Genomic DNA, 24756 nt, shown 5'->3' on the forward strand with positions numbered 1-24756 from the left:
TCGGCGGGGCGGGCTTCGACGATGCGCCAGTCCTCGCCGGTTCGAGCGAGGGTGAGGGAGGGGGCGCGGGCTTCTAGGACGGCGGCGCCGGCACGGACGGCGGCGGCTCGTTCACGGCGGGTGGTCTCGTCGGAGTAGCGCTCCAGGAAGGCGACCTGCCCTTCCGGTCCATCAGTGGTGAGGGCGTAGGCGTCCTGGAGGCGGCCTTCGTCCAGGGCGCGGGCGTAGGACTCCGCGACAGAGACGGGCTCACGCGACGTGGTGGCACAGGCCGGGGCCAGGAGTAGGCTACCGATGAGGACGGTCCGCTTCATGGGGCGCGGAAGGTAGCACGGGGACGTGCGTTGAATCGGCGAGCCCCACCTCCAAACACTCAAGAAAACGTCGAAATGAGTCCTGCGATAGCCCTGAGTTCACTTCTCTTCGCAGCGACATATGCCATCAGCAAACTCTCACCCGACAGCTGACCTTCCAGGATTCCCAGCAAACTTTCCGCCCTGCCGTCCACAAGGCCCGAGACTTCCTTCAGCATTCCCTTCCGGAATCGCTTTGCAGCAGGCACGCGAGCCCCGGCCATCCACAGCTCAACAAAGTCGACTGCCGCAACATCGTACTGCCGCGCAGCCAAAGCAGCGCGAAACCTCACGAGCAGCAGTGGAACCCGGCGAGTCAGCTCAACCTCGACTTCAATCAACCCACCAAGAAGATCGACTGCCTGTTGAGGCTGCCGCACACGGAGGTATGCATGAGCAAGCGCAGACTTTACCTCACTTGAGTGAGGGTATTTCTCAAAGAGTTCGCTCCTGAATCTAAACATCTCCCAGTCCTCGGCTATTTCAAGGGTCCCAAACCCTCGAGAAACAGGGGGCTCCTCCATGAAGCTGGCGCGATAAGCGTCTCTTGCGCCGCGATAGTCGCCTTCCTCAAACTTCTTCTCCGCCTCTAGTATTAACAGCTTTGCTCGGGACATCGAATCACCTGTTCTTCTTCGAGTCCTTTCCGCTTGATGGCTTTGTCTTTCCAAACTGGTCACTTCCGAATTGCAGCTTACAGAAACAGCAAGTTCTTCCCCAGTGACCGCGTCGATTACGGCAACAGCAATCGTTCACGAGAGTGGGGTTGGTGGCTCCCTGATTTACCTCGGCCACATCAGCATCCAAGTGGTGGCATTGCACAAAAACCAAGCACCCTTTCGACTGCCTCGCCAAGTGAGTAGCACCGATACTCAGTACCAACTTGACCTGGACCGGGTAGCCCCAAAACCCAATCGTCACCGTCTCTAAATATATTGAACCCGTCCACGTATAGGAACCCATTAAGGGCACGCCCACCGAGGATTCGAGAGTCCCTGCCACCTACGTACTTTGCGACCAAGCCACCTTGCCGGAGCTGCTGAATAGCCTCATCAATCATCACCGCGCAACCTCGTTCATTCTGGGGCCTTCCACTCGGAAACAGTGAGATTAATCGCCCGAGTCCTTGGCGTCGGAGGCGTCCAGGAAGCGCCGGAGGGCGGCGCGGGGGACATCGGCGGGGCGGGCTTCGACGATGCGCCAGTCCTCGCCGGTTCGAGCGAGGGTGAGGGAGGGGGCGCGGGCTTCTAGGACGGCGGCGCCGGCACGGACGGCGGCGGCTCGTTCACGGCGGGTGGTCTCGTCGGAGTAGCGCTCCAGGAAGGCGACCTGCCCTTCCGGTCCATCAGTGGTGAGGGCGTAGGCGTCCTGGAGGCGGCCTTCGTCCAGGGCGCGGGCGTAGGACTCCGCGACAGAGACGGGCTCACGCGACGTGGTGGCACAGGCCGGGGCCAGGAGTAGGCTACCGATGAGGACGGTCCGCTTCATGGGGCGCGGAAGGTAGCACGGGGACGTGCCAGGACGCCGCGTCCCTCAAGAGCGCACGAGGCGGATCAGCGAGCCATGAGCCGTTCATCTAACCCGCGAAGGTAGTCGCGGCCATAAGGGCCATTCTCCAGCCCATCGATCAGATGCTGCGGCAGATCCTGGACAATCTCCTGGCAGCAGGAACCCGCAGCCAACGCCATTGAGGCGACCGTGTCTACGTCTCCACCGAACGAGACACAGTCCTTGAGCAGCGCACTCATGGACTCATTGCGCGCCAGGGCCGTGATCGCCGCGCGAACGCTCATCCAGCCCTTCGCGTTGACCTTTCCCTCCCAGGGCAGAATCCATTGGCCCGGGACCAGTTCCTGGATGTACTCCCCCACCTCTGCCTTGGGCCCGATTCCGTACAGGCAGTAGTGCACCATCAGCGCCGAGGCACATGCCGCGTGAATGCCATCCGGTGTGTCATGGGTGATGGCTGCCTGAATCGTGCACCGCTTGATGACCTCACTGGACGAGCCCAACACGCCCAAGGGCCCGGCGCGCATCGCCGCACCGCTCTTGTCACTGTCTCCGTGAATTCGAGCCAGGAAGTCATGCCCATCCCGCACGGTCTCCAAGAACGCCTGGAAGCTTCGGGCATACCCTTCGCGAGGGTCGCGCTGGTACACCTGAACGAACCTCGCAGCGAGGGTGAGCGGCCTCCAGGGCTCATCGTCGATGAGCGCCTCAGCAATCGCGAGGCTCATCTGCGTATCGTCTGTGTACATGCCAGGCAGCGTCCCCAGATGCCGGGGGTGCTGCACATAGCGCGACAGGTCGTTGTACTTCGTCATCTCCGGCGCGTATTCGAACCCCGCGCCATAGGCGTCGCCAATCGCCAGCTCAAGCAGCAAGAATGCTCCTACCGTCAGGTCAACTCCGGATGGCCCCTTTACGGCGCTTCGCCACCCAGCCTGACTTGCCCGCTCCTCACGACCGCTCGCCCGATTCTCTTCATCCGGATGTCCGGACCATTGCCGGTGAGGGCGGAAGCCAGGAAGCTACGCCTTCGCCAGCTCACTGGGCATCCGGAAACTCCGTGCTGCCTTCCAGTCCCAGAGCAGTCGCCCTTTGCCCCAGCTCTTTGGCCTGGCCTCGAGTGAGCTCTTCAAAGACCCATTCGTTCTTGCTTCTCAGCAGAGCCAGGGCTTCCGGAACAGACTTGGCCTGGAGTTCAGGCGCCAACTGACGCAACGCGTGCGCCTCTTTTGATCCTGCCAACTTCCCGCCCCAGCGCACCCGCAGCGTTCCTCGTGGCCCAAGGAATTTGATAAATTCATCAATCCGAGGGGACATGATGCCGACCATCTCCATACCGCAAGACACGCATCGATATGTCTCCACGGGACCTTGCGCCTTAACGAACCCCAGTTCCCCATTGCACTGCCGACACCGTGGAGTGTCCTCCCACGCAGCGTCCCGCTGATTCATGGCGTCTCTCCCGGAGGAGCATCACGCGACAACTCACGCAGCCACGAGCCCCACCGCGTCTCATCCGCCAGCGAAGCCAACGTCGCACGCTCCTGCCCGGCCAGATTCCACGACACTGGGCACAGTGAATACGTCTGGGGTTGAGCCGCCCCCATCAACAACCGCAGCACCGACATCCGTCGCTCCGCCGCCCCATACGTCTTCAGCTCGAAGTCCCCAGGTGCGACTTTCGCCAGGGACAGCGCATACCGGCACGCCTCCTCGAACCCACCAATCTTGTCCACCAGGCCCGCGTCCTTCGCGCGCAGGCCCGAGTACACCCGGCCCTCCGCCAGCGCGTGGATCTCTTCCTTCGTCCGCCCCCGCGCCTTCGCCACGTGCCCCAGGAAGGACTGGTACATCTCCTCGATGTCCGCCTCGAGCGCCGCCCGCTCCCCGTCCGTGAAACCCCGGGAGAACGACAACAACCCCGCGTTCGCTCCCCGCGTGATCAACGTCTTGTGGATGCCCAACAGATTCATCAGCCCGGACGTGTCGAACTTGCCCGCGAACACACCAATGGACCCGACCACCGCATGCGGGGCACTCCACAGCTCCTTCGCCCCCAGCGCCACCATGTACCCCGCACTGGCGCACACCCGGTCCATGTATGCGATCACCGGCTTCTTGCGCGCCACCCGCTGGACCGCCTCCAGAATCTGCTCGGAAGCAATCGCTGCCCCACCCGGACTGTTCACATACAGCAGCACCGCCTTCGACCGCTTGTCCCGCCCCGCCGCCCTCAACGCCTTCACCACCGCGTCCGTCGACGCCAGACGCCCGCCCGCATTCCCCTTCCCCGGCACAATAATCCCCGACACCGGCACCAACGCGAGCCGCGGCTTCCGCTTCATCCGCCGCCACTTCACCGGCGGGAACGGCACCGTCTCCAGATACGTGTCCAGCGCCTCCAACTCCGTGTCCTCCACGTCCTCCGGCGCCTTCCCCTCCTCCACCTTCACCAACCCCAGGTGCAGCGGCAGGTCCGCCTCGTCCACCAGCGCGTCCACCAGCCCCATCGCCTTCGCCCTCGGCCCGCTGTACGGGCCTTGGTCGATCAGCGCCTTCACCTCGTCGGGCGTCTTGCGCCGCGCCACCGACACCGCGTCGACCAGCGTCGCGTAGCGCTCGTCCAGGAACGACTCCACTGTGCGCTGCTGGATGTCCGACACCGCCGGATGCGTGAACAACTCCGGCGCCGTCTTGTAGTCACCCCGCCGGATGAACTGCGGCCGGATGCCAATCCGGGACAGCCCCTCGCCCAGCGCCGTGGACTCCGCCGAGTACCCCACCAGCTCCAGCCGCCCCATGGGGGCCAGGAGCACCTCGTCCGCCGCGCACAGCACCGGGTACGTGTCCGTGTCCACCATCACCGCCCAGGACACCACCCGCTTGCCCGCCGCCCGGAACTCCGCCAGCAACGCCACCACCGCGTCGCGCTTCGCCCCCGGCAACCCCAACTCCTCCACCTCCAGGAGAATCCCCTTCACCTTGGGGTCCTTCGCCAACAGCCTCAGGGACTCGCCAAAGCGCTCCAGCGAGGTGACGTCCGCGGGCTCCGGACGCGAGCCTCCCCCCAGCGAGAATCGGGGCTTGCGCTGCTCGCGGTAGGGCGGATCCCCCGCCAACCGGAAGCGCACGTAGGCCGGCCGGTGGCTGGCGGCGAACAGGCGGAAGGGCGCACCCAACAGGGTCCGCAGGAGCAGCAACAGGTTGGCGAGGGCGATGAAGGGCAGGCGCAGCATGGCGTCCGGAGGTGATGTGGGCACCCTGGCGCGTACTGGACAACGCTCTCCCGGTGCAAGCCCTGTTCAGCACTCCCGTTGGGTCGTGATAGCCTCCCCCCTCATGCGAAATCCCTCCCTTGCCCGACTCCTCCTGGTCCTCGCGCTCGCGACGGGCGGAGCGGCACTGGCTCAGCCGCGCAAACCGGTCCAGGACTTCAACGCCCCCCGTGAGCTCACCGCCGAGGAGCGCGAGGCCGCCAAGCAGCGCGCCATGGGCAACAACCTCAACTCCTATGGCAAGGACATCCAGGTGAAGACGCAGCCCTTCCCCTGGAAGGCCGTGGGCCTCGCCGGCCTCGTGTTCCTCGTCGCCATCCCCTTCGGCTTCCGCGCCTTCCGGAACACGACGAAGGAGATGGATGACGTGAACACCTTCGGCAACAACTCCAACCGCGGCGACGACGAGGCGGCCTGAGCCACCCCACCCCGGCCCTCAAGCCGGGGCCACCTCCACCGCGCCGCCCGCCTCCACCCGGACCTTGACCGGAAGGAAGCGCTCGACGACGCGGGCATGGGTGGTGAGGTGGTCCGTCACCCGAGCCGCGGTGAAGCGAGTGGTGCCCGGCGTCACCGGCCCCAGGCGCCCCGCGGCCAGCAGCGCCGCTGGCAGGAGGATCTGGTCCGCCAGCGACTCGTCCAGCGCGCCCCCTGTCTCCATGAAGCGCGCCAGCGCCTCGCCGGCCTCCCGCCCCACGTCCTCGGCGGGACGCCCCTTCTCCCCCAGCGCGGTGAAGCCGGCGATGGTGTGCTCGAACTGCGCCAGCACGAACGTCACCGTGCCCAGCGAACGGCTCACCGGCAGCGGGCGATTCTCCGCCTCGGCCAGGATGCCCTTCTCCCGCAGCACCGCCACGGCGGCGCGCGACTGCCGCTCGGCGATGGCGAACGGCAGGCCTCCCACGAATGACGAGACGTGCACCTCGCGCAGCATCCCCCGCGCGGGCAACTCCACCAGCCGGGGCGGCTCCTGCGGCGGAAAGACGTGGGCGACCATCTCCCCCGCGCCCTCTGGATAGAACCCCGCCTGCGTCATCGTGAGGTGCACGGGGAGCCCATACGCGTGGGCCACCGGCTGCCACACCGTCGCGACATAGTGGAAGCTCGGGCTGTGCGGCAGATGCGTCCCGCCCCGCAACGTGAGCTTTCCGCCCCCCGCCAGGGCCAGGGGATAGACGAGGCACTGGAAGATGAGCGGCGTGCTGCCCGCCGTGCCGACCTCCAGCAGATAGTCCCCCGCGCGCACGGTGCCGGGAGTGAAGGACAACTCGGAGGCGCCCACCGTGGCGCCCTCGCTGGTGCCACCCAGTGCCTCGGCGCCGCGCACGCAGGCCAGGTGCTGGGGACGCAACCCCGGAGGCTCCCGCCGCGAACGCAGGTGGGTGATGTGAAACGGCCGTCCGGTGATGAGTGACAGCGACAACGCCGAGCGGAGGATCTGCCCTCCCCCCTCGCCCTCACTCCCGTCGAGCCGCACCGGCCCACTCCCGGGCCCCTCGGTGCCAGTCATGACCCTCCCATCCCTCCGTGCGGGCGGAAACGTAACAGGAACGGGACGGATATCCCGCCCCGTCACGCTCCCTTCGAGCGCGAGCGGACGGTGCCAAACAGATGCACCGCCTCGCCCTCGCGGACCTCAGTTGCCCTGTGCGTCCAGCGCCGGCAGCACGCCCACCTTGACGGAGCTCGGGTGCGCCGCGGAGTGGTACACGCGGTGGAAGGCGCGCGTGAAGTCCGCCTCCTTCGCCTCGAAGATGTTGGGCACGTACGTCTGCGGGTTGCGGTCGATGAACGGGAACCAGCTCGACTGGACCTGGATCATCACCCGGTGCCCCTTCTGGAACGTGTGGAAGACGTCGTTGATGGTGAAGCGCACCTTCGACACCTCACCGGGCTTGAAGGCCTTGGGCTCGCTGTAGCTGTCGCGGAAGCGGCCGCGGAACGGCTCGCCGCGCACCAGCGTCTGCTGGCCACCCCGGTTCTTCTCGCCCTTCTCCGCGTCGCTCCGACTCCAGCCGCGCGGCTTGCCGGGATTCACATCCACCAGCTTCACCACCCAGTCCGCGTCCGAACCCGTCGTGGAAACCCACAGGTCCGCCTCCAGCGGGCCCGCCAGCGTGAGGTCCTGCTCCAACGGCTCGGTCTCGAACACCAGCACGTCCGGCCGGCTCGCGACGAAGCGCTGGTCCTCCGCCATGTAGTTCTTGCTCCAGCGCGTCGTGATCTCCTGCGTGTACGGCACCGGCTTGGCCGGGTCGCTGATGTACTCCGCGAACGACTCCGTGGTGCCCGTGGGCGCCTTCATGGACAGCCCGCCCTTGGGCTGGAAGAACAGCCGCGTCTCACGCAGCCCCTTCGGCGGCCAGCTCTCCAACTGGCGCCAGCGGTTGGCGCCCGTCTCGAACACCAGCGCCTCCGGCACCGCCGCCTTCTCGCCACCCTTGAGGTGCTGCTTGAAGAAGGCCAGGCCCAGCTCCTGGTACGCGTCCGACGTGCGGAAGCCGAACTCGGCGTCACCCAGGCTGGAGCCCTCGGTGCCCACCCACCCCCCGTGTTGCCACGGGCCCATCACCAGCGTGTTCGCCACGCCCGGGTTCTGCTTCTCGATGGCCGCGTACGTCCGCAAGGGGCCGTACAGGTCCTCGGTGTCGTACCAGCCGCCCACCACCAGCATCGCCGCCTTCAGGCCCTTCAGGTGCGGCAAGAGATTCCGCGCCTGCCAGAAGGCGTCGTAGTTGGGATGCGCCGTGACGTCCTTCCAGAACGCGACGTCGCCCTTGAAGTACTTCGTCTCCGCGTTGCTCAGCGGGCCCAGGTCCATGAAGAACTCGTAGCCGTCCGGCGTGCCGTATTCGAAGCGCGCCCAGTCCTCGCTGTCCGTGGGCGCCGGCCGGGGCTTGCCGAACCCCGAGAAGAAGTTGAACGCGAGCGACAGGTTGAAGGCGCCATGCCGGTGCATGTCGTCCCAGAACCAATCCGCGATGGGCGCCTGCGGAGACACCGCCTTGAGCGCCGGGTGGCCGCTGATGGCGCCCGCGGAGGCGTAGAAGCCGGGATAGGAGATGCCCCACTGCCCCACCTTGCCGTTGTTGTTCGGCACGCGCGCCAGCAGCCAGTCGATGGTGTCGTACGTGTCGGTGCTCTCGTCGGTGTCCTTCGCGCCCTTCTTCGGGTTGATGGGACGCACGTTGACGAAGTCGCCCTCCGACATGAGGCGGCCACGCACGTCCTGGAACACGAAGATGAAGCCTTCCTTCTCGAACGCCTCGCTCGGCCCGAGCTGCGTCTTGTAGCGGTCCAGCCCATACGGCGCGACGCTGTAGGGCGTGCGCACCATCAGGATGGGGTAGCGCTTGCTGGGAGAGGCATCGACAGGGATGTAGACGGAGGTGAAGAGCTTCACGCCATCCCGCATGGGGATGCGGTACTCGAACTTGGTGTAGCGCGAGCGGATGTGCTCCGTGCGCTCCGGTGTCGAGGCACCGGGGGCCTTCGACGGAGTCGGTGGCGGCGTCTGGGCGACGGCGGGACTTGCGAGGGACAACCAAAGCAGCGCCGCGAGACTGCGAGACACGGGGGACATGCACGCTCCAGTAAAGGGACGCGACATCGTGGGGGACACAACCGCCCCCGAACGGCCCGGGAGGCCGTTTGTTCCCGAGCCCGAGGGGACGTCAGCTCCGTCCTTCTCCGCCCTCGTCCGGGGCGCTGTCCAGCCCGTACTTGCGCAGCTTGTCGTGCAGGGTGGCCCGGCCAATCCCCAGCCGCCGAGCCGCCCCGCTGCGGTTTCCTCCCTCGATGCGCAGTGCGTCGAGTACGAGCCCCCGCTCATAGGCCTCCACCCGCTCCTTGAGCCCCATCCCCGTGGCGGCCTCGCCCTCCTCGCTCCGGAGTCCCTCGGCCACGGGCCCCGTCGACGCGGCGCCAGCCGACCGAGGCTCGGAGGTCGGCAGGAGGGACAGGTCCAGCTCTCCCTCGCTCGACAGCGCCACCAGGCTCTCCAGGGTGTTCTCCAGCTCGCGCACATTGCCGGGCCAGGGCAGCGCCATCAGCCGGTCCACGAAGCCCGGCGGCACCTTCAACGGGCCCGTGTGGAACCGGCCGCTGAAGCGGTCCAGGAACATCCGTGACAACACGGGGATGTCCTCGGGGCGCTCGCGCAACGGCGGCACGCGGAGCTGCACCACGTTGAGCCGGTAGTAGAGGTCCTCGCGGAACTGCCCCTCCGCCGCGCGCTTGCGCAAGTCCCGATGCGTGGCGGCCAGGATGCGGACGTCCACCTTCACCGGCCGGTCTTCTCCCACCGGGCGGACCTCGCCCTCCTGGAGCACCCGCAACAGCTTGGCCTGGAGCGGAGGCGCCAGCTCTCCGACTTCATCCAAGAGCAGCGTGCCTCCGTCCGCTTCGCGAAACAGCCCGGGGCGGACCCGATTCGCTCCCGTGAACGCGCCCTTCGAGTGACCGAACAGCTCCGCCTCCGCGAGCTCCTCGGTGAGGGCCGCGCAGTTGAAGCGCAGATAGGGTCCGTTCGCGCGCGGTGAGGCGCGCACCAGGGCCTCCGCCACCCGCTCCTTGCCGGTGCCGCTCTCCCCGGTGATGAGCACTGTCACGTCGCGGGAGCCCGCGCGTTGGACCAACTGCGCCAGCCGACCCATGGGCTCCGAGGAGAACACCATGGAGCGTGACAGGTTCAGCTCCCCTGTCAGCCGCTCGTTTTCATGGCGCAGCCGGACCGACTCCAGGGCGCGCGTGACGACGGCGAGCAGCTCATCCACGTCGAAGGGCTTGCGGAAGTAGTCATAGGCGCCCGCCTTCACCGCCTCCACGGCGAAGCGCTCCGAGCCATGCGCCGTGATGACGATGATGCGCGGCGCGTGGGGTGCCCCGCTGACCCGGCGCACCAGCTCCATGCCGTCCATCCGGGGCATGCGCAGGTCGGTGATGACCAGCTCGAACGCGCGCGACGCCAGCTTCTCCAGCGCGGCCTCGCCGTCCTCCGCCTGCTCCACCTCCACGCCGGACAGGCTGCGCAACATCTCCCGCAGCGTGAAGCGCACGCCCGCGTCGTCGTCCACCACCAGCACGCGCGATACGGCGCCCGACTCACCGCGCATGGGCCACCTCGCGCACGTCCCTCACTGGCCCCAGGGTGTCCGCGGGAAGCTCGCGCGGCAACATCATTTCCGCCACACAGCCCCCGGACGCCTCGTTGCGCAGCGTCACCTCGCCACCATGCTGCCGCGCCAGCGCACGGGCCACTGTCAAGCCGAGCCCCGAGCCCTTCGACTTCGTGGTGACGCCCGCGTCGAAGACCCTCGAGGACACCTCGGGTGACAGCCCTGCTCCCGAATCCCGGATGAAAACACGCACATCTCCCAGGCTGCCGGATTCGACATCCACCACCACCTGACCTCCCCGCGGACTCGCGTCGATGGCGTTGTGCAAGAGGTTCATCACCACCTGCTTCACCTTGCGAGGATCACACGCCGCGACCACCGGACCATCACCACCCCGGGCCAGTCGGACACCGTGCTCGGCGGCGAGGCCCTCGTGCAGCACCACGGCCTCGTCACACAGCGCCGCCAGGTCCACCTGGCTGACGGACAGCGGAACCAGCGGTCGCGAGAAGTTGAGGAACTCCTCCAGGATGTCCTGCATGCGCGTCACCTCGCCGGCCAGCACCTCCAGGCGCTCCGACGGCTGCGCGCGCTCCGGCTCGCGTCGCATGAGCTGCGTCAACCCCTTCACCGTGGCGAGGGGATTCTTCAGCTCGTGGGCAATCTCTCCCGACAAGGACTCCAGCGTCCGAGCGTGGGCGCGATGCGTGGCGAACAGCTCGTCACGCTGATGGAAGGACTCCGCCAACATGTCCTCGAAGGTGCCCCGGACGGCGGCGCCCACGATGTTGGCGGCCACCACCAGGAGCAGGATGAACACCGCCAGGGCCAGGAGCATCTCGCGAGGCGGCTCTCCCAGGAACGACAGGTGCAAAGGGGGAGTCCACTCGAGCAGGTGCGCCGCCGCCAACAGGGACACGAGCCCCAGCTCCTCCAACATCAACAGGAGCCGCTGACGTGGCGGGAGCACCGCGGCCCCCACGAAGGCCAGCGGAAGGACGAGCGGCAGCAACGGACTGGCCAGTCCTCCCGTCCCCCACGTCAGGCTCTGCTCCAGGATGATGCCCAACGTCAGGTTGCCGGAGATGCTGCGCTCCGTGAGGCCCTCTCGCTCGTAACGGCGCAGCTCGAAGAAGAAGAACGACAGGGCCAACACCACCTGGATGGGCAACCAGATGCGGCGCCAGGGCGCGCCATCCATGAGCGTCGCCCCGGCGACAGCCACCATCAGCAGGATGCCGCCATACGCACGCAGGCGCACCATGCGGCCAAAGATGCGGCCGATGTGCTTGAGCCGGAGGGCCTCGTAGCTGCGCCGGGTTCGCGGGTCCATGTCCACCTTGTCAGGTCGAGGTGAGCCCGGCCCGGATGCTGGCCTGCCGCTGCGAATAGAGGCGCGCCAGGTTGTTGATGTCGCCGTTCTCGAGCACCTTCCTCGGCGCCCCCAGCTCGGCGGTGGCCACCATCGCCAACCCCACCGCCTCCGTGGTCGTCACGAACCCGGGAGCCACGGCCTTGAGCACCGGGTACAGCGGGCTGAGCACCTTGTAGAGAACCCGGTAGACCCGCGTCTTCGACACGATTCCGTGCATCGGCCGGATGATTCCGGGCCGGAACAGGTACACGGCGCGGAACGGCATCGCGAGCAGCGCGTTCTCCGTGCGCCCCTTGACGCGCGCCCACATCGAACGCCCCTTCTCCGTGCTGTCCGTCCCCGCGCCCGAGACGTAGATGAAGGTCATCCTCGGGTTGACCCGCGCCAGCACCTGCGCCACCGACAGCGTCAGGTCATACGTCACCCGCCGGTAGTCCTCCTCCTTCATCCCCGCCGAGGACACGCCCAGGCAGAAGAAGCAGGCGTCATAGCCGTCCAGCGAGGACTCCGACGACGCGTCCAGGAAGTCCTTGAGCGGCAGTTCACGCAGCTTCTCGTGACGCTGCCCCGTCTCCGCCCGCCCCACCGCGAGCACCTGCTCCACGCTCGGAGAGCGCAGACACTCGCGCAGCACTCCCTGCCCCACCATGCCCGTCGCGCCAAAGAGGAGGACCTTCATGGCTGGCCTCCGGGCTGGTTCGCCGTCACGGGCGTCCCCATTCCCGTGGAGAGGATGGGATGTTGCTCCGCGGTCTCCCACGCCAGCTCCGGCCACCATCGCTGCCGAACACCCGCTGCTTCGAGCTCCGGCTCCACGCTCTGGCCAGGCCTCGGCAGCACCAGCGTCACGGAGAGGCGCTCGGCCGCCGCGCGCGCCCGTTCAGCGGGCTCCGTCCAGCCATGGTAGGCGAGCCCGAAGAGGGCCCAGTGCACCGGAATCATCACCTTCCCCCGTAGCATCTGGTGTGCCAACACCGCCTGCTCGGGACCGATGTGCCAGTCTGGCCAGGCGCGGTGGTACTGGCCCGTTTCAATCATCGTCACATCGAAGGGCCCCAGCCGCTCGCCGATGTCCCGCATGGCCGGGAACAGGCCCGTGTCACCGGAGTAGAACGCCCGATTCTTGGCGCCGATGAGCGCGTAACCGGCCCAGAGCGTGGAGTCCTTGTCGAACAGGAACCGCCCGGAGGCATGGCGCGCGGGGGTGGCGACGACCTCCAACTCCCCGACCCGGGTGCGCTCCCACCAGTCGAGTTCCACGATGCGCTCCGCCGGAATGCCCCAGTACTCCAGATGCGCACCCACGCCGAGCGGCACGATGAACACCAGCTTGGAGTCCTTCGCGGAGTCCCTCAACGCCAGGAGCGTCGGCCGGTCCAGGTGGTCGTAGTGGTCATGCGAGATGACCACCGCGTCGATGGGAGGCAGGTCCGCCAGGGCGATGGGCGGCGCGAACCACCGCTTGGGGCCCACCCAGGAATAGGGCGAGACGCGCTCGCTCCACACGGGGTCCGTCAGGATGCGATGTCCGTCGATCTCCACCAACTGCGAGGAGTGCCCCATCCACGTCACCCGCAGGCCCGTCGCGGGCGGCGACTGGAAGCGCTGGGGGTTGATGTGCTCCACCGCCAGCGGCTCCCCAGGACTGGTGTGGGGGCTGGTGTGGAGCAGCCCCGACATCATCTCCCCGAAGTGATTCACCAGCGGCTGGGGGTTGTCGAAGTGCCCGTCCTTCCACTGGGGCGAGCGCTCCATCCGCTCCCGCCGAGCCCCCGTGGCGCTCTTGCCGAAGGATGTGTGGCCGTCCACGACGAGCACGAGGATGCCCACCGCCAGCACCGCGCCCAGTCCCATTGCTCCACGGCGCAGGACACGCCGCCAACCTCGCGTCTTCATCGGGATGCTCCCAGGGGCATGCACAGCGCGCGAATCGCGACGCCGATGCCTTGAACGAATGCCTCACGCGTACCGCTGCTGTACTTGAGCCCCCGCGCCGTCGCGTAGAGCGTGTCGGTGAGCTGCCGCGCGGTGAGGCCGGTGGACTTGTAGGCGGCGACCAGTCCCGAGGCGCGCAGCAGCTTCGCCACCGCCTCCAGGAACAAGGTCTCGTGGCGCGTCGCCACCTCTTGCATACCGGAGGCGCTCAGGACCTCCGACAAGTCCCTGGCGTCCGCACCCAGCATCCCAACATAGCGGCCGACCCAGGCATCGAAGCCCCGCACCAACCGCTCCTCCAGCGGAAGGGAGACATCCGACAGCCCCTCGCTGGCGAGCCGCAGCGAGACCTCCATCGAGTGCTGCAACGTGGCGAGGAAGAGGTCTTCCTTCGTCGCGAAGTGCAGATACAGCCCCTGGCGCGACACGTCGGCGGCCCGGGCCACCTGGTCCATGGACGTCTTCCGGAAGCCGTAGCGCAGGAAGACGCCGAGCGCCGCGTCCAGCAACCGGTTCCGCCGCGCGTCGTCCGGCGGTTTCTCGGGTGACTTCAGTTCGGTCCCCATCTTGGACAGATTTGACAAGATGGACCCAGATTGTCAATTCAATCGACCCCCACCCCAGGGGCCGCGACCTCGGCTCAGCGCACGCCGGCGCGGCCTCCGTCGAGCACTCGCAGCGCGGGCTTCGACGTCCGACGTGCTCCGGTGGAGGGCTTGTCCGCCTTTCCGCTCGCCGCCTTCACGACGCGCCGAGGGGGCGTTCGGGAAGTCGTCGAGCCGCGTCCGCTCGCTCGGCCCCGGCGAGGCGCGGGCTTGGCCTTGGGCGTGCGCGGAGCGGGGAACGGCAGGCAGAAGAACAGGTACATGTCGAGCAGCATGGGGCCTCTTCGCCTTCAACGGGTGCGCACGGAATGTGGCGCGCGGTTCATGAGCAATGGCGATGCCACCGTCCTCATCCTTCGAGGAAGGCGTGCGCAAGGTGCCACGGTGGGTGGGCGCGAACCCGTGAAGAAGCATGAAGATGGCGTGGCGAAAGCCCCTTCTCTCCTCGGAAGGAAGGCTCTCCTCAAGGGGCATGCGCACCTTTCCATCCGAGGCGAGGAGCGCCCCCGCCAACGCACCTGACGGGTGTCGGCCTTCCGGCGGGGGTGCCGGGTTTCCGGCAGGGGTTCCGCACGGGCCTCCGACACCCACGTGAGTGCTCACGGCGAGCGAGCGCTGGCATGGGCCTTGCCATCAAGGCGGGCGTCACCGCGGGGGGAAACCGCGGCATCGAGGAGAGGCTCCATGCGACGTGCCGTCGTGGTGTTCGTGGTCCTGGTGGTGGTGCTCGCCACCCTGTTGGGCGTGCGCATCCTGAAGGACCGGCGGGCCGCGGAGGGACCGGCCGGAGGGTCGGGAGTCGTGGAGGGCACGGCGGTGGACGTGCGGGCCCGGCTCAATGCGCGAGTGCTGGCGCGACACGTGGAGGAAGGTGGGCGCGTGGAGAAGAACGCGGTGCTCGTCACCCTGGACTGCACCGAGCCCGAGGCGGGGCTGAGTGAAGCCTCCGCGAGACTGGCCATGGCGCAGGCGCAGGCGGACGGTGCGCGCGCGGCGGCGGTGGCCGCGGGGCGCAGCAGTGAAGCCGTCGCCGCGCAAGCCGAGGGGAGCCAGTCGCAGATTGCCTCACTGGCGGACCAGCAGGGACTGGCCCAGCGACAGGCGGACCGGCTCCAGCAGATGGGGGATGCGACGACGGCGGCCGCGTTGGACCAGGCGCGCGCCCATGCCCAGTCCCTGGAGCAGCAGCTCTCTGCGGCGCGGCATGCGAGCACCGCGGCGTCCCGACAAGCTCGCGCCGCCACCGAGCAGGAGCGCGCGAGTCTCCAGCAGGCCGAGTCCGCCCTGCGCGCCATCCAGGCCGCGGAGGCCACGGTGCGCCGGGCCCAGGTGTCGGTGGCGGAGTGCGAGTTGCGCGCGCCCCTGAGCGGCACGGTGGAGACCCTGCCGCTGGAGGTGGGAGAGCTGGCCCTTCCGGGAGCGATCGTCGCGCGACTGGTGGACACGCACCGGCCCAAGGCGACGTTCTATCTACCGAACGCGGAGCTGGCGGCAGCGAAGCCGGGTCAGTCCGCCACGGTGCGCGCCGACGCATATCCGGACCGGACCTTCCAGGCGCGCGTCGTCACCGTGGCGCGCGAGGCCGCCTTCACGCCGCGCAACGTGCAGACGCGCGGAGACAGAGACCGTCTCGTCTATCCCGTCGAGGTGCACATCGACGCGCCGGAGGGTGTGCTGCTTCCGGGCATGCCCGTGGACATCACCCTGGGGCCGGTGAATGACGCGGCGGTCGCGGAGCAGCGGCCATGAGCACCTGCCCCGACGTGGACGTGGCCCTGGAGGACGTGCGCCGTGGCTTCGGGGCGACGCAGGCGCTCAAGGGTGTGTCGCTGGCCGTCCACACCGGAGAGGTCTACGGACTGGTGGGACCTGACGGCGCGGGGAAGACGACGGCCATCCGGTTGATGGCGGGGCTGCTCCTCCCGGACGCGGGGCGCGTGAAGATGCTCGGTGAGAACCCGGCGGATACGCGCTCCCCGGTGCGGGAGTCGCTGGGACTGGTGCCCCAGCGGAACACGCTCTACGGAGACCTGAGCGTCGACGAGAACCTGCACTTCTTCGCGCAGATGTTCGGCCTTTCGCGAAAGGACTTCACCGAGCGCCGCGAGCAACTGCTGGATATCACCCGACTGAGTCGCTTCACGGACCGGCGCGCGGACGCACTGTCGGGCGGCATGTACAAGAAGCTGGCGCTGGCGTGCGCCCTGCTCCACCGCCCCCGCGTGCTGCTCCTGGACGAGCCCACCAACGGCGTGGACCCGGTGAGCCGCCGCGAGCTGTGGGAGCTGCTCTACGGCCTGGTCCACGAAGGCATGACGCTGCTCGTCTCCACGCCATACATGGACGAGGCGGCGCGGTGCCACCGGGTGGGCCTCCTCTACGCGGGAGAGCTCATCGCGGAGGGAGACCCTCGGGAGCTGGCGCGCCAGCACGGGGTGGCGGCCTCCAACTTCGAGGCGGTGTTCCTGGCCCTCGTCGAGAAGCGCACCGGTGGGAGGGCCGCATGACTCCGGCCATCGAGGTGCACCACCTCACGCGCCGCTTCGGGAGCTTCACCGCGGTGGACGACGTGAGTTTCGAGGTGGGCGCGGGCGAAATCTTCGGTTACCTGGGCGCCAACGGCGCGGGCAAGTCCACCACCATCCGGATGTTGTGCGGACTGCTGAAGCCCACTGGCGGGGGCGCGCGTGTCGCGGGCTTCGACGTGGGCCAGGAGCCCGAGCGCGTGAAGGCCGGCATCGGCTACATGTCCCAGAAGTTCTCGCTGTACCTGGACCTGAGCGTGCGGGCGAACCTGGAGTTCTTCGCCTCGGCCTATGGCGCCCATGGCCGGGAGCTGAAGACGCGCATCGGGGAGATGGTGGAGCGGATGCAACTGGGCGCGGTGCAGGACGAGGTGACGGGCGCGCTGCCCGGAGGAATGCAACAGCGCGTGGCGCTGGCCAGCGCGGTGCTTCACCGGCCTCGCATCGTCTTCCTGGACGAGCCCACCGCGGGCGTCGACCCGGTACAGCGACGCTCCTTCTGGGAGTTGATTCGCGACCTCGCTTCACGCGGCACCACCGTCTTCGTCACCACCCACTACATGGACGAGGCGGAGAACTGCGCGCGCATCGGCATCATGGTGGACGGGAAGCTGGTGGCCCTGGATACACCCGAGGGACTGAAGCGGACGCACGCGCCCGGCCGGGTGCTGGAGGTGCGCGGTCCCCGCCTCTCCCCCGCACTGGATTCGCTGCGCGGCATGGAGGGCGTGCTGGATGTGAGTCGCTTCGGCTCCGGCGCCACTGTGCGCGTGGACCCGGAGCGCCTGTCCGCGGAAACCCTGGCGGACTGGCTGCGTGCGCGGGGCGTGGACCCGCTGGAGCTGGAGGACTCGGCGCCGACGCTGGACGACGTGTTCCTGGCGCTCACCGCCCGCGCACAGCGGGGAGAGGACTGAAGCGCCCATGGCCGCGACACGTGTGAATCGCCGGGTGGGACGCATCCTCGCGATGGCGGGCAAGGAAGTGCTGCACATCCGCCGGGACATCCGCACCCTCTATCTGGCGCTGGCGATGCCCGTGTTGATGCTGGTGCTGTTCGGCTTCGGCATCAGCTTCGACGTGGACCACCTGGAGTTGGTCGTCGTGGACCAGGACCGCACGGACCTGTCGCGAGAGCTGGTGCGCCAGGTCACCGCGTCCCAGGAGTTCGTGGTCGTCCAGGACGGCACGTCGCCGGACGAGGCACTCGGAGCGCTGCGCCGGGGTGCCGCGACGGGCGTGTTCCTCATCAACAAGGGCTTCGCCGAGGACGTGAAGCGCGGGGGCGCGCAGGTCCAGTTGCTGGTGGACGGCTCGGACGGCAACACGGCCACGCAGGCGCTCGCCAAGGCCCAGGCCCTGGTCGAGATGGCGGGCCGGAACCTGGGAGGCCCGGTGCGGGTGACCGCGCCTCCGCTGGAAGCGCGCGTACGCACGCTGTTCAACCCAGATGCGCGCTCCGCGATGTTCCTGGTGCCGGGACTCGCGGCGTACCTCCTGGCCATCGTCGCGGTGCTCATCACCGCGCTGACGGTGGCGCGCGAGTGGGAGCGCGGTTCGATGGAGCAGCTCTTCGCGACGCCCGTGGGCCGACTGGAGATCGTCGTGGGCAAGCTGCTGCCCTACTTGGGCATCGGCCTGCTCCAGGTGCTGCTGGTGCTCACGGTGGGCGCCTGGGTATTCGACGTCCCGGTGCGCGGAAGCCTCCTCGCCCTGGGGCTGGGCTCGTTCCTGTTCCTGGTGGGGATGCTCGGCCAGGGGCTGCTCATCTCCGTGGTGACGCGCAACCAGGTGGTGGCGACGCAGGTGGCGACCATCACCTCGGTGCTGCCATCGATGCTCCTGTCAGGCTTCATCTTCCCGATTGAGAACCTCCCGCCGCCGCTCAAGCTCATCAGCACGCTGATACCGGCGCGGTATTTCGTGGCAACGCTGCGCGGGGTGCTGCTGCGCGGAAATGGCCTGGACGTGCTGTGGCCGCAGTTGGTGGCCCTGGCCCTGTTCGCGGCCCTCGTGCTGGCGGTGGCGACCCGTCGCTTCCAACGACGTCTGGACTGAAAGGAGGCTCGCGAGCATGCATCCGCTGGTGGTGCAGTACCGCGCGGTGGTGGTGAAGGAAGTGCGCCAGACGGCGAGAGATCGCCGCGTCATGGCGCTCCTGACGCTGGCTCCGTTGATTCAGCTCTTCATGCTGGGCTTCGCGGTGAACTTCGACGTGCGCCATGTCCCCACGGTGGTCGTGGACCGGGACAAGACGGCGGAGAGCCGCGACTACGCCCGTGCCCAGCTCGCCGGGGACACCCTCGACTTGAAGGCCGAGGTCGCCGACGAGGTCGCCGCGGAGGAGGCCCTGGAGCGCGGCGAAGCCTCCGTGGCGCTCATCTTCCCCCGCGACTTCCAGAAGGACGTGCTGCGAGGCCAGGGGGCCCAGGTACAGGCGCTGGTGGATGGCTCGGACCCGACCCGCTCGTCCGTCGCGGCGAACGCGGTGGCGCAGTACGCGGTGCTCCGGGCGATGCGCATGGCGCGTGAGCAGGCCCAGGGCCAGGGCGAGGCGGCCCCCCGCTCCCCGGTGGAGCTGGTGCCTCGCGTCCTCTACAACCCGGAGCTGTCCACGTCCGTGTACGTGGTGCCGGGCATCGCCGCGATGCTGCTGCTCATCGTCACCACGGTCATCATGGCCATGGGCCTGTCCCGCGAGCGCGAGACGGGAACCCTGGAGCAGCTCCAGGTGACGCCGCTGCGGCCCGGCATCCTGATGATGGGCAAGGTGACACCGTTCCTGTTGATTGGCCTGGTGGACGTGGGGCTCGCGCTGAGCGTGGGAGCCTGGGTCTTCAAGGTCCCCTTGCGCGGAAGCCTCACGCTCGTCGCGGTGGCCACCCTCTTCTACCTGCTGTGTACGCTGGGCGTGGGGCTGCTCATCGCGACGGTGAGCCGCACGCAGCAGCAGGCTTTCGTCGGAGGGTTCCTCTTCGTCCTGCCCGCGGTGCTCCTGTCCGGAGTGATGAGTCCCATCCGGGCGATGCCGGACTGGCTGGCGTGGGTGACGTACCTGAACCCCGTGCGCTACTACGTGGAAGTGCTGCGCGGCGCGCTGCTCAGGGACGCGGGGCTGGCGGACCTGTGGCGGCAGGTGCTCGCGCTCGCCGTCTTCGGCGCCATGATGATGGCCGTGGCCGCGCGCCGCTTCCACAAGACCTCGGCCTGAGTCTCGGCGAGCGCTTGCTCAATCCGCGGGCAGGGTCGCCAGGAGGCCCTGCTCCTCGGGGAGCGACTGGGTCTTCCACCAGAACGTGGCCGCGTGCTTGTTGCCGCTGTCGTGCCGCTGCGTCCACTTGAAGGCCCCCGTGCAGTTGGGGCCATCCGTCAGCGTCAGCTCGCTCGCGGCGATGGCGTGGTCATCCCCATCGAAGAAGCCGGGGTGCTTGCAGACGCCCACGACCTGGAGTCCTTCGTCGCCCTTCCCCGCCGGACATCCCGTGCCGATGGCGTACGTGGGCGTCGAGGCGTTGTAGGCGATGGACGACGACGTGCTCAGACTCCCGCTGGAAGCCACGCCCGTGGCCCGCGTGAAGACCCAGTCGAGGATGCGGTCCCTCGCGGCGGTCACGGCCTGCGCATGTCCGGACGCGCTCGGGTCGGTGATGGTGCCGTGGCAGAACGAGCCGTACTTGATGCCGTGGGACGGCCGCCACGTCTTGCCCGCCGCGGGCGTCATGCCCAGCCCCACGGCGAGGCCACTGCCCTGCGCATCGAAGGGCAACGAGCCGTCGCTGTAGCCCGTCCACAGCGAGGGCGAGCAGCTCGCCCAGGACGTGAGCATCAGCGCGTGCTTGTTGCGCGCCACCCAGTCCGCCGCCGGGAAGCCCCCGACGTTGCCCGCGTACTCGCACCACCCGTTGCCCGGAGCACACGAGTCCCCGTACCCGAGGATGACCTCTCCGTTCTTGCAGGTGGTGACGAAGCTGGCCGCGCCAACGACGTTGTATTTGCTGGTGCCCAGCGAATCGACCATGCCCTGGATGGACACCACACCGGCGATGCGTCCTTGCACGCCCCAGTCCTGGGTGCCGACACCGTCCACGCCCACGTTGGCGGCGACCTCCAAGGCCACCCGACCGCCGGTGCTGTGGCCCACGAGCAGGACGTTCTTCGCGTCCGAGGGGAATCTCCGCTCGATTTCGCGCGCCAGCCGGTAGCGCCACTCGTAGGCCGTGGTGCAGGGCGCGCCCTGGCGTGACGCGGAGCACCCCGGGTCTCCCGCCTCCCAGTCATCCATGTTCAAGGGATTCGTCGAGTCCGAGGGGTGATGCGCGGAGGCAGGCGCGGTGTAGAGGTTCGCGCGAGCGCTGCGCACCACCACCGTCGTCCCGGGATGCGCGGCCTCGTAGGCGGCGATGCGCGCGGGAAGCGCGGCGTTGATGGCCGCGTCGAGTTCGTCCAGGGAGCCCTCGGCACGCTCGCGCTGTCCCTGACAGCCCTTCACACCGTGCACATACAGGAGGTTGAGCTGCACCGTGCCCTGTTGCGCCAGCGCGGCGACCGTGCCGCCCGGGTCGGCCACCTCGGGGAGCGAAGACTCCTGGGGACCACAGCCAGACAGACCTACCACGCAGGACAGCATCAGCCAGTGACGCGGCGCCATGGTGACGGCTCCAAGCCTCGAAGAGGGGGCGCTACCGTAGTCCAGGACGCACCCGTCGTGGGGACTCGCGACCAGGGAAACAGGCGGCACGTGTGCTCGCTCGCGCGTCCTCGCACTGTGACTGGAAAGCCCGGCGGGCGTGCGTTACAGCCCCGCTCCAGCATGTCCCAGACCGCCGCCTCCGCCCTCTCCGTCTTCCGCCACCGCGACTTCCGCACGTATCAAATCGCCCGGCTCTGCGCGGTGCTCGCCATGCAGATCGAGTCGGTGGCCATCGGCTGGCAGGTCTACGAGGTGACGGGCAGCGCCCTCGCGCTGGGCTACACGGGGCTCTCCCAGTTCATCCCCTTCCTCGCCTTCTGTCTGGTCGGTGGCCAGGTCGCCGACCGGTTTGATCGCCGCATCATCCTGGCCATCTGTCAGAGCGTGATGTTGCTGTGCAGCCTCGCGCTCCTCGCGTTCTCCCTGGGCCACATCCGGGACGTGCGCTTCGTGTACGGCGTCCTGGTCCTCTTCGGCACGGCTCGCGCGTTCTACGCCCCCGCGGGGTCGGCGATGACGGCGCAGTTGGTGCCGAAGGACGAGCTGACGCGCGCGGTCGCCGTGAACTCCACGACGTGGCAGGTGGCCACCATCGCGGGCCCGGCGGTCGGCGGAGTCCTCTACGGCTGGGCGGGCGCCACCGGGGCCTACCTGGGCTCCGCGTCGCTCTGCGCGCTGACGGTGGTGTGGATCCTCTCGCTGAAGGTGCGGACCGGGCGGGCCTCGGCGCAGCCGCTGTCCTTCTCCACGCTCGTGGCGGGGCTGGGCTTCGTGCGCCGGCAGCGGTTGCTGCTGGGGAGCATCACGCTGGACCTCTTCGCCGTGTTGCTGGGCGGCGCGGTGGCGCTCCTGCCCATCTACGCGCGGGATGTCCTGCACACCGGCCCCTTCGGGCTGGGGCTCTTGCGGTGCGCGCCAGCGGCGGGCGCGGCGGCGGTGGCCATCATCCTGGCGATGCGTCCCCTGGGCGGTCGGGCCGGCTGGAAGATGTTCACGGCGGTGGCCATCTTCGGAGCCGCGACGCTCGTGTTCGGCGTGAGCAAGTCCCTGCCCTTATCGCTGGTGGCGCTGGCCATCGCGGGCGCCGCCGACATGGTCAGTGTGGTGGTGCGCCACACGCTGGAGCTGATGGCGACACCGGACGAGATGCGCGGGCGCGTGGGCGCGGTGAACATGATGTGCATCGGCGCATCCAACGAACTGGGTGAGTTCCGCGCCGGCTGGCTCGCGGAGCATGTGGGCGCGATTCCGGCCGTCGTCACGGGCGCCGTGGGCACGCTGGCCATCGTCGCCATCTGGGCCTGGGGCTTCCCCGAGCTGCGGAAGGTGGACAGGTTGGAATCCGCGGGCCACACCTCACCTCCGGAGCCACAGCCGGCGGAGGCCTCCTCGGCCCAGGCGGGCTGACGCGAGCGCACACGCGGCGCCCGGGTCCACGGCTCCTGCCCGCGAGGGCCAGGGCATCACACCGAGGGTCCATCCGAGGCCAGCGAACTGCATCCGGGCGCGGCACTGGCCCCTCCCGGATGCGCTGTGTCTCTCAGGCCCGCGCGCCTTCGTAGCTGACGCTCAGCCCTCGGTGCGTCACGGTGATGACGGGGCGCCCGAGCCATCCGCAGTGCTTGCAGACGCCACTGGGACCCGACGCCGTGACACGCACCGGCAGGTCCGCCGCACAGACAGGGCATCCTTCGGGAATCGTGAAGTCGCGCGAGGCGGGGTGTGCTTCGGTCATGCATTCGACGTAACGCAGCTTTCGACCTCCGCAACCGAGGCGGCCACTCGCCGGACAAGCGACCTGGCGAGCGTCCGCCTCGCTCACGCGGCTTCGTCGAGGAGGCGGCGGTAAGCGCGGACGACGTCCGCATCGGAGACCTTGTCCAGGCCCTCGCTCACCTCGTGGTCCGTCGCGACGACTCCGGGCACACGCGTGGGACCGAACCCTCCCGTCCAGATGCCCGTCTCCCGCGCTACGCGGAAGGCGTGCATCGAGAGCGCTTGCGCGTCACCTCTCAGGTAGACGCGGAACGCGTTCGTCTGCGCCGGACGAGGCTGCACGGTGAGGCGGGTGTCGGCGGCCAGCGCCTCGCTCAGCGCCTTCGCGCGACGAACCTGCCCGGGGATTCGCGCCAGCACGCCATCCAGGCGCATGGCCGCGGAGGCCACATAGGGCGTCAGGTGGAACAGGTTCCCCCCATGGCGGTGCCGCCAGATGCGCGCCTCGCGAATGAAGTCGCGGCCACCCACCAGCATCGCGCCGCCCAGCGCGCCCACGCGCTTGTAGAGGGACACGTAGACGGAGTCGAAGCCCCGGCAGATCTCCGAGAGGGGCCGATTGTAGAAGGGCTGGCACTCCCACAGCCGCGCCCCGTCCATGTGGAGCTTCACGCCCTTCTCGCGGCACGCCCGCTTCAGCTCCTCCAACTGCTCCCACGTCTGGAGCTGACCGCCCAGCCACCGCACCGGCAGCTCGACGCTGACGACGCCGAGCGACTCCGGTGACTCGAGCACGTCCTCGGCCAGCATCGGCCGGTTCCAGGGCGAGAGGATGACGTCATGCAGCCCATGCAACAGGACGTGGCTGCTGTCCTCGTGCAACACATGATGTGACGAGGGGTGGACGCCGAAGTTCCGGTTCTTCGCCGCGTCCGCGTAGCTCCGCAGCGCGATGAGCTGCGCCATGGTGCCGGTCGGCATGTAGCAGCCCGCCTCGAAGCCCAGCATCGCGGCGACCTTCTTCTCGAAGCCGTCGATGAACTCACTGTTGCCGTAGAAGTCCCCCGTCACGCCCTGCCGACGCATCCACTCGCCGATGGCGACGAGCTCCGCGCCCGGGTCATCCGACGCGTACACACCCGTGAGGGTTCCCCGGCAGGCCCGGCGGATCTCCTCCACCTCCGCCCGCGACAGCTCCCCGGCAGCGCCCTTCGCTTCCTTGCGGGCTTTCGCCGGCGCGGGCGACGCGGCTCGCGCTGGAGCACTCCAGAGCGCGGTCCCCGCGAGCAGGCTGGTCAACGACAGGAACTCACTGCGACTGAACTGATGACGGGACACGGGACACCTCGACCACGGGGCAAGCCTCCGCCGCTCCCTCGAGCGTAGCCCCCGCCCCGCCACGGCTCATCCGATTCCCGCCTCCGACACACTCCCGCGCCTCCCAGTCCCGCGTCCGGACACATTGTTTCAATCCCTGACGCTGCGCGCTCCACCCACACCGCCCGCCCCAATCCCTGACGCAACGCAATATCCGACCGTCCTCCGGTCTCTGACGCATCGCAGTACTGATTCAGTATTCATGTCCCACCAACAAGAAAGGTGAATCACCCTTCAACTTCATTTGCCGCCGGGACCACCCGTTTGGTACGGATCGCG

At 68.4% G+C, this 24756-nt stretch carries 23 protein-coding genes and 1 pseudogene; 7 read left to right on the forward strand and 17 right to left on the reverse strand.

The genetic code is table 11. From position 1 onward, the window contains the following. The 6 genes and pseudogenes from HUA76_RS39790 to sppA form a co-directional block, all read right to left on the reverse strand. Positions 1-314, reverse strand: a pseudogene (locus HUA76_RS39790) (hypothetical protein); the annotation flags it as partial. 59 nt (positions 315-373) lie between these two features. After that, positions 374-970 carry a hypothetical protein gene (locus tag HUA76_RS39795; RefSeq protein WP_174463834.1) on the reverse strand — a complete coding sequence of 199 codons (597 nt, stop codon included), beginning with the start codon at positions 968-970 and terminating at the stop codon, positions 374-376. A gap of 493 nt (positions 971-1463) precedes the next feature. Further along, entirely contained in the window at positions 1464-1841 is a 378-nt protein-coding gene (locus HUA76_RS39800; RefSeq protein ID WP_254614777.1) for a hypothetical protein, read from the reverse strand. A gap of 65 nt (positions 1842-1906) precedes the next feature. Further along, the gene (locus HUA76_RS39805) at positions 1907-2737 is read right to left on the reverse strand and encodes an ADP-ribosylglycohydrolase family protein (RefSeq protein ID WP_174463835.1); all 831 of its coding nucleotides are present in this window, start codon (positions 2735-2737) and stop codon (positions 1907-1909) included. Positions 2738-2900: 163 nt separating this feature from the next. After that, entirely contained in the window at positions 2901-3197 is a 297-nt protein-coding gene (locus tag HUA76_RS39810) for a hypothetical protein (protein ID WP_174463836.1), read from the reverse strand. Positions 3198-3310: 113 nt separating this feature from the next. Beyond that, complete coding sequence (gene sppA / locus HUA76_RS39815; protein WP_174463837.1) at positions 3311-5098, reverse strand: signal peptide peptidase SppA; 1788 nt, start codon at positions 5096-5098, stop codon at positions 3311-3313. A gap of 103 nt (positions 5099-5201) precedes the next feature. Here sppA and HUA76_RS39820 point away from each other — a divergent pair, with 103 nt between their 5' ends. Further along, complete coding sequence (locus HUA76_RS39820) at positions 5202-5555, forward strand: hypothetical protein (RefSeq protein ID WP_141644378.1); 354 nt, start codon at positions 5202-5204, stop codon at positions 5553-5555. 18 nt (positions 5556-5573) lie between these two features. Here HUA76_RS39820 and rtcA read toward each other — a convergent pair whose 3' ends face one another. The 8 genes from rtcA to HUA76_RS39860 all read right to left on the reverse strand — a co-directional run bounded on the left by rtcA (position 5574) and on the right by HUA76_RS39860 (position 14444). After that, entirely contained in the window at positions 5574-6647 is a 1074-nt protein-coding gene (gene rtcA, locus HUA76_RS39825; protein WP_141644377.1) for an RNA 3'-terminal phosphate cyclase, read from the reverse strand. 126 nt (positions 6648-6773) lie between these two features. After that, positions 6774-8720 carry a CocE/NonD family hydrolase gene (locus HUA76_RS39830; RefSeq protein WP_174463838.1) on the reverse strand — a complete coding sequence of 649 codons (1947 nt, stop codon included), beginning with the start codon at positions 8718-8720 and terminating at the stop codon, positions 6774-6776. Positions 8721-8811: 91 nt separating this feature from the next. Continuing rightward, entirely contained in the window at positions 8812-10251 is a 1440-nt protein-coding gene (locus HUA76_RS39835; RefSeq protein WP_174463839.1) for a sigma-54 dependent transcriptional regulator, read from the reverse strand. Further along, positions 10241-11587 carry a HAMP domain-containing sensor histidine kinase gene (locus HUA76_RS39840; RefSeq protein ID WP_174463840.1) on the reverse strand — a complete coding sequence of 449 codons (1347 nt, stop codon included), beginning with the start codon at positions 11585-11587 and terminating at the stop codon, positions 10241-10243. Before HUA76_RS39840 ends, HUA76_RS39835 begins: the two co-directional genes overlap by 11 nt. A gap of 10 nt (positions 11588-11597) precedes the next feature. Continuing rightward, positions 11598-12308 carry an NAD-dependent epimerase/dehydratase family protein gene (locus HUA76_RS39845; protein ID WP_174463841.1) on the reverse strand — a complete coding sequence of 237 codons (711 nt, stop codon included), beginning with the start codon at positions 12306-12308 and terminating at the stop codon, positions 11598-11600. After that, positions 12305-13525, reverse strand: a complete 1221-nt coding sequence (locus HUA76_RS39850) for an MBL fold metallo-hydrolase (protein WP_174463842.1) — start codon at positions 13523-13525, stop codon at positions 12305-12307. Before HUA76_RS39850 ends, HUA76_RS39845 begins: the two co-directional genes overlap by 4 nt. Beyond that, a complete protein-coding gene (locus tag HUA76_RS39855) occupies positions 13522-14130 on the reverse strand; it encodes a TetR/AcrR family transcriptional regulator (RefSeq protein WP_174458378.1) in 609 nt (202 codons plus the stop codon). The genes HUA76_RS39850 and HUA76_RS39855 overlap by 4 nt, the downstream gene beginning before the upstream one ends. Positions 14131-14204: 74 nt before the next feature. Then, positions 14205-14444 carry a hypothetical protein gene (locus tag HUA76_RS39860; protein ID WP_141647351.1) on the reverse strand — a complete coding sequence of 80 codons (240 nt, stop codon included), beginning with the start codon at positions 14442-14444 and terminating at the stop codon, positions 14205-14207. Positions 14445-14853: 409 nt separating this feature from the next. Here HUA76_RS39860 and HUA76_RS39865 point away from each other — a divergent pair, with 409 nt between their 5' ends. Genes HUA76_RS39865 through HUA76_RS39885 form a run of 5 tightly spaced genes read left to right on the forward strand, consistent with a single transcriptional unit; the run spans position 14854 to position 19905 of the window. Continuing rightward, positions 14854-15918 carry an HlyD family secretion protein gene (locus HUA76_RS39865; RefSeq protein ID WP_141647350.1) on the forward strand — a complete coding sequence of 355 codons (1065 nt, stop codon included), beginning with the start codon at positions 14854-14856 and terminating at the stop codon, positions 15916-15918. After that, positions 15915-16676: an ABC transporter ATP-binding protein gene (locus HUA76_RS39870; protein WP_174463843.1), complete on the forward strand. Its 762-nt coding sequence runs from the start codon at positions 15915-15917 to the stop codon at positions 16674-16676. Before HUA76_RS39865 ends, HUA76_RS39870 begins: the two co-directional genes overlap by 4 nt. Beyond that, a complete protein-coding gene (locus HUA76_RS39875; protein ID WP_174463844.1) occupies positions 16673-17611 on the forward strand; it encodes an ABC transporter ATP-binding protein in 939 nt (312 codons plus the stop codon). The genes HUA76_RS39870 and HUA76_RS39875 overlap by 4 nt, the downstream gene beginning before the upstream one ends. A gap of 7 nt (positions 17612-17618) precedes the next feature. Continuing rightward, positions 17619-18752, forward strand: a complete 1134-nt coding sequence (locus HUA76_RS39880; RefSeq protein ID WP_141647347.1) for an ABC transporter permease — start codon at positions 17619-17621, stop codon at positions 18750-18752. 16 nt (positions 18753-18768) lie between these two features. Further along, a complete protein-coding gene (locus HUA76_RS39885; RefSeq protein ID WP_174463845.1) occupies positions 18769-19905 on the forward strand; it encodes an ABC transporter permease in 1137 nt (378 codons plus the stop codon). A gap of 18 nt (positions 19906-19923) precedes the next feature. Here the strand turns inward: HUA76_RS39885 and HUA76_RS39890 are convergent, their stop codons facing one another. Continuing rightward, positions 19924-21342: a hypothetical protein gene (locus HUA76_RS39890; protein ID WP_174463846.1), complete on the reverse strand. Its 1419-nt coding sequence runs from the start codon at positions 21340-21342 to the stop codon at positions 19924-19926. Positions 21343-21504: 162 nt separating this feature from the next. On the opposite strand from HUA76_RS39890, the gene HUA76_RS39895 reads away from it, so the two are divergent. Further along, entirely contained in the window at positions 21505-22791 is a 1287-nt protein-coding gene (locus tag HUA76_RS39895; RefSeq protein WP_174458372.1) for an MFS transporter, read from the forward strand. A gap of 133 nt (positions 22792-22924) precedes the next feature. On the opposite strand, the gene HUA76_RS39900 is transcribed toward HUA76_RS39895, so the two are convergent. After that, on the reverse strand, positions 22925-23119 hold the full coding sequence (locus HUA76_RS39900; RefSeq protein WP_141647343.1) for a hypothetical protein: 195 nt from the start codon (positions 23117-23119) through the stop codon (positions 22925-22927). A gap of 83 nt (positions 23120-23202) precedes the next feature. Next, positions 23203-24438, reverse strand: a complete 1236-nt coding sequence (locus HUA76_RS39905; protein WP_174458371.1) for a beta-eliminating lyase-related protein — start codon at positions 24436-24438, stop codon at positions 23203-23205. Positions 24439-24756: the final 318 nt, after the last annotated feature.

The organism is Myxococcus sp. CA056 (genome assembly GCF_013336715.1).
GTDB lineage: Bacteria > Myxococcota > Myxococcia > Myxococcales > Myxococcaceae > Myxococcus > Myxococcus llanfairpwllgwyngyllgogerychwyrndrobwllllantysiliogogogochensis.